At 69.8% G+C, this 4,742-nt stretch carries 4 protein-coding genes; 3 read left to right on the top strand and 1 reads right to left on the bottom strand.

Going from position 1 to position 4,742, the window contains the following annotated elements; genetic code table 11:
* Nucleotides 1-215 precede the first annotated feature (215 nt).
* Nucleotides 216-1,121: a helix-turn-helix domain-containing protein gene (locus tag FF041_RS34900; RefSeq protein WP_153526444.1), complete on the bottom strand. Its 906-nt coding sequence runs from the start codon at nt 1,119-1,121 to the stop codon at nt 216-218.
* A gap of 342 nt (nt 1,122-1,463) precedes the next feature.
* Between FF041_RS34900 and FF041_RS34895 the strand changes: the two genes are divergently transcribed.
* From FF041_RS34895 to FF041_RS34885, 3 genes are all read left to right on the top strand, one after another.
* On the top strand, nt 1,464-1,775 hold the full coding sequence (locus FF041_RS34895) for an SH3 domain-containing protein (protein ID WP_323393604.1): 312 nt from the start codon (nt 1,464-1,466) through the stop codon (nt 1,773-1,775).
* A gap of 857 nt (nt 1,776-2,632) precedes the next feature.
* Nucleotides 2,633-3,190, top strand: coding sequence for a Rossmann-fold NAD(P)-binding domain-containing protein (locus FF041_RS40700; RefSeq protein ID WP_407698225.1), 558 nt, complete (start codon nt 2,633-2,635; stop codon nt 3,188-3,190).
* A 44-nt stretch (nt 3,191-3,234) separates the two neighbouring features.
* A complete protein-coding gene (locus tag FF041_RS34885; RefSeq protein WP_323393602.1) occupies nt 3,235-4,359 on the top strand; it encodes a hypothetical protein in 1,125 nt (374 codons plus the stop codon).
* Nucleotides 4,360-4,742: the final 383 nt, after the last annotated feature.

Raw genomic sequence — 4,742 nt, 5'->3', positions numbered from 1 at the left:
GCCAACCCCGTGCCACAGGACGTGGAACTGCGCACCGACGCCTCCGACCAGCTCGTTCGCCACGACCACCAGCACGGAACCAGCACCACCGGCGACATCCCGCCGGCTCTGGGTCGACCCCGCGCCCGCGGGGATACTCCCATCTGGTGCTCACTGCGGGCACCAGACCTTTCTGGAGCAGGGGTGGAACCTGGCCGAAGGCAGCAGCCATCTGCCTATGTTGAGCCAGTGTGTTGGTACGTCGTGATGAGGGCTTCCACGAGCCAGCAGTGGGTGTTGCCTACATTGGGCCTGTGGTCGGCGGTGAGGGTGGCGATGTGCTGCCAGTAACAACGGAACAACGGCACGGTGGTGTGGAACTCCGCGCCCATGAGGGCGCGAAAGCCGGGACTGTCGTCCTCACCGCGGGCGCGGGTACAGGCTCGGGAGAACTTGTCCAGTGCTTCCCCGGGCTGTGGCGGCAGACCGGCGGCGACTGCGGCTTTGGCGAGCTCGGCGGCTTCGACCAGTTCGGCGTACAGCGACGCCTTGTCCCGCACATGGGGCGCGGCCCAGTACATCCGAAAGCCCGGTTGCGCGATGAGGGCGTGCAGTTCGGCATAGGCCAGCGCTGTCTGGGGCGAAGGGTCCTGCGGTGGTTCCGGAACGGCTTGCGCGGTGATCAGATCAACCAGGCGCGCGGGCACAGCGGCGGGGATCACTCGCTCCCAGGCCCTGCCGAGGTCGAGAGGGGCTTCGGACAGCCGTTGCACCCGGGACAGTACGGCCAGCCGGCGCAGCCGCTCCTGGTCGGAGCAATCGTCGAGGGCTTGCAGAGTGGCCTGGCGCCAGCTCAGTTCGGCTAATCGTGTCCGAGTCAGATTGAGCGCGCGCGTGACCAAGTCACCGAGGGAGCGCTCACCGGTGGCGAGCTGGGTGATCGTGGCGATCGGAGTGTCCAGGGCGCGCAGCTGCTGCACCAGCCGCAGCTGCTCCAGCGCCTCGTACGCATAGCGACGGTGGCCGCCGGCACTGCGCTGCGCCATCGGGAGCAGTCCGGTGTCGGAGTAGTACCGGATCGTCTTCACCGATAGTCCGGTGCGGGCCGCCAGGTCTCCGATCGTCCAAGTTATGTGACTCATCTACTTGAACCTCCAGTGCACTGGAGGCCCTAGCGTATGAAGCGCCAGGGCGGGGAGGCTAGAGCCTCGGGTCTCGCTGCCGTCTGGTGGCCGACAACGAACCGTGTCGGTCAGAGGAGTCCCGCGGCCGAAGAACCACATCCGGTTGAGGTGGGTCAGGTGCGCAGGGCTCCGGAAAGGCCGTGAGGCGGAGCGAGAAAACAGTGGCAGAAGGCCACAGCCGCTCCGTCACGCCGGCACAGTGCAGCATCGTCGTCGAATCGTCAGGCATCTCACAGGGAGACATTTCGTGGAACCGCTCAAGAAAACCGCTCTCGCGACGCCGCCCTGCTTGCGACCACTGTGCTCGTCCCCATCGCCACGGCGGGCCCCGCCCAGGCCCACGCCTCCTGCGGACAGCAGGGACCGGACCGGGACGGCAGCGCCTGGGACCCGACCGTCGTGAACTATGTCAACCAGCGCACGGGCTCCAACACCAGCTGCGCCAGCAATGGTCTCGCCTACTCGAACCACCGCCTGGACTACCACTGCTTCACCTACAGGAACGACGGCTACACCTGGACCTACGTCCGCAACGACACGACGAATCACACCGGGTGGATACGCGACGACCTGCTGGAGGACTACGGCAGCAGCAGCTACTGCAGCTTCTGACCCACCCGCCAGCCGAACAGGCCGCCTGGTTCCGACGCGTCACGGGGGTGCGCGTCGGAAGCAGGCGGTCGCCGGGTCTCTGACCGGTGAGCGGCGGCCTCCCACATGGTCCGCCCGATCAGCGAGACGACAGAGCGCGGCCTCCAGGAGCTGTGCAGCCTGTCCGCGGCCTCCGGTGAGCGAGCCGTCGCTCTTCACCCACATCGGCTGGATGCGGACCGCGCAGCGGAGGGCTGATCTGGGCCGGACTGTCCGTTGCCGCCCGGTGTCCGTCGGCGGCCATGACCTCTGCTCAGCTGGTCCTGAACAGTGATCCCTTCGACGGTCAGGAACCGCTGTCCCTCAGCACGGGATTCAGCCGCGGCAACCAGCCCGCTGTCATGCATCCGGCGTGCAGTCTGTCGACCCCGCGCCCGCGGGGGGAGCTCTCGGTGAATGGCTCGGGCAGCCGGGCAGTGACCGTCGTCGAGAGTAGCTCCATTAATGATGTTCCCTCACTAACTGAGGAAACATCGTCCCCGCCCGCACGGGGATCGTTCGGTACCGATGCCGTGTCTGTCCTGGCTGGGTCGTGCCTGGTCGTTCGGATGGGCTGGCGGTGACGTCGGTGGCGGGTGTGGGGAACCCGCGGCGCGGCAGCCATGCCGACGGATACGGTGCTACCGAAGCCAGTGACGCCGACCCCGGCACAGGAAGCTGTCGTGAAGCAGGTAAAGGAAAACGGCATGATCGCGTGACAACACCCCAGGTCAGGAAGCGTCGTCCCCGCCCGCGCGGGGGTCCTTCCCCGGTCGGCGTCGAGGGATCGACCTTCCTGGAGTCGTCCCCGCCCGCGCGGGGGTCCTTCGGTCAGCAACGTGTCGAAGAGGGCGAGCAGCCTGTCGTCCCCGCCCGCGCGGGGGTCCTTCGCGGGTCTACGGCGTCGGCTCCGCCACCGACAGCGCCCGCTACCGCCTCACCCTCGCCCGCCTCCTCACGGTGCCGGTTCAGTCCGTGGAGGGCCGGGTGACGGCGAGCACGGGGACGCCGCCGCCGTCTGCGCGGCGGCCACCCGCGTCGGCGGGCTCCCGGCCGCGATCCCGCTGCGGGCCGTCCACGAGGAACTGACCGCCCGCCCGCGCCGGATCAACCAGGGGCTGGGCCGGGCCCGCTCCGGCCCGGCCGGGGCCGTCCTCGTCGCTCTGACCGCCGCCCTCGGCCTTACGGACACCGTCACCGAGCTGTCCGTCGTCAACCCCGGCAACACCGCCTGCCGCGGAATGCCGTTGCGGTTCACCGCCGGGGTGCCCACTGTGGTCGATCCCGGACTCGACCCCGTCGCACAACGCCTCCTCAACGACGCGGACTGCAAGCTCCGCGCCGCCCACACCACCGTCCGCCACCACACCGAGACCGAAAAGGACACCGCTTCATAACCGAAACCCCATACACCACCCGCATCACCGCCGCCGGGCACTCGGTGACCGTCACCAGCCGCCTGCTCGCGGTCACGGCCTGGTCCACCCGCTACTTCGGCCCCTGGTGGAACGCCACCGTCCCCGACGACAGCGGCACCGCGGACACGGCGGGGCCCGTGGTGGCCGCGGACGTCGCCCCGGCCGAGGCGTCCCAGCTCATCGCCGTCGTGCTCGACCAGCCCCACGAGCAGATCCCGTACGCCGGATCGACGCTGGCCCACCGGCGCGAGGTGGACGGCACGGTGACCGCCGCCCAGCCGGGACAGAACCTCGCCTTCCGGTACGAGCCGGCCGCCGGGCGGCTGCGGGTCGTCGGGGCCGAGGACACCCCGGTGGCCACCGCCGCCGCCCGCCTCGCCCGCGAACTCCTGCGCGGAAAGCTCCTGGCCGACGGCTGGCAGATCCTCCACGCCTCCGCCGCCGTCAAGGACGGCGACACGGTCCTCACCCTCGGCGGGAAAGGGGCCGGGAAGACCACCACGGGCCTCCTGCTGGCCCGCGCGGGCTGGTCCCTGCTGGCCAACGACCGCGTCTTCATCCGCCCCGACACCGACAACGGCGGTCTGCAGGTGCTGCCCTGGTCGGCGGCAGCCGCCATCGGGCTCGGGCTGCTGGACGCCCTCGGCCTCTACGACGGCGTACGCGACCGGGTCATCTCCGGTCAGCAACTGCACCCCACCCAGCACCAGCGCGTCACCGACGCCCTCGCCGAAGGCACCCGTGCCCCGCCGTTCAACGACAAGGGCAAGGAACTCAAGCCCCAGTTCTTCCCCGACCAGCTCACCACCTGGCTCGGCATGACCCTGGCCACCGAAGGCCGGGCCGCCTGCGTCCTCTTCCCCCGCATCCGCCCCGACACCGCACCGGCCGCGGTCGACGACGGACGGGAGCTGACCGCCGCCGACTTCTTCACCGAAGGCACCGAAGGCACCGAAGGCACCGAAGGCACCGAAGACCGCTACCCCGACGTCTTCGGCCTCCTCCCCGCCCCGGGCGACGACGGCAAGGCCCAGCGCGGCGGCCTCGCCCACCGGCTGTCCGCCCTGCCCCGGCACGGGGTCACACTCGGACACGACACCCAGGTCAACACCGCATTCCTCACCGACCTGGCCGGCTCTCAGCCCTGACAGACCCCGGGCCATCGGCCCGGCCAGCGGTCGACGCCCCCTTGGTGTGCTCCGTCAGTTCTCCTAGCTCCTACCATCGGAGAACTGACGGAGGGTGTTCCCCCGGGGGTTGCCGGACTTGGCCCAGCCAGGTCCGGCCACGCCCCGGGGACACACCGTCTCAGCCAACTACCGTTTTCGGTGGTCGAGCTGAGACGTGTGTCTTCGAGCGGCCACCCTTCACCAAGGGACTTCGGCCTTGTACTCCGGACCATCAGCGCGGACCCTACTCGTCTCCCTCTCAGTCACCTTTCCTCTGCTGGTAGCCGGTCATCACCGGGGTGCTGTCCTGGGCGGCGGACGCGAACGCCCCCCCGCCGTCCTCTACGGCGGCGGAGCGTTCG

Source organism: Streptomyces jumonjinensis, assembly GCF_009600885.1.
In the GTDB taxonomy this organism is placed as follows: Bacteria; Actinomycetota; Actinomycetes; order Streptomycetales; family Streptomycetaceae; genus Streptomyces; species Streptomyces jumonjinensis.
Note: the sequence above shows the minus strand (reverse complement) of the source record. Positions and strands in the feature narration are given on the sequence as shown.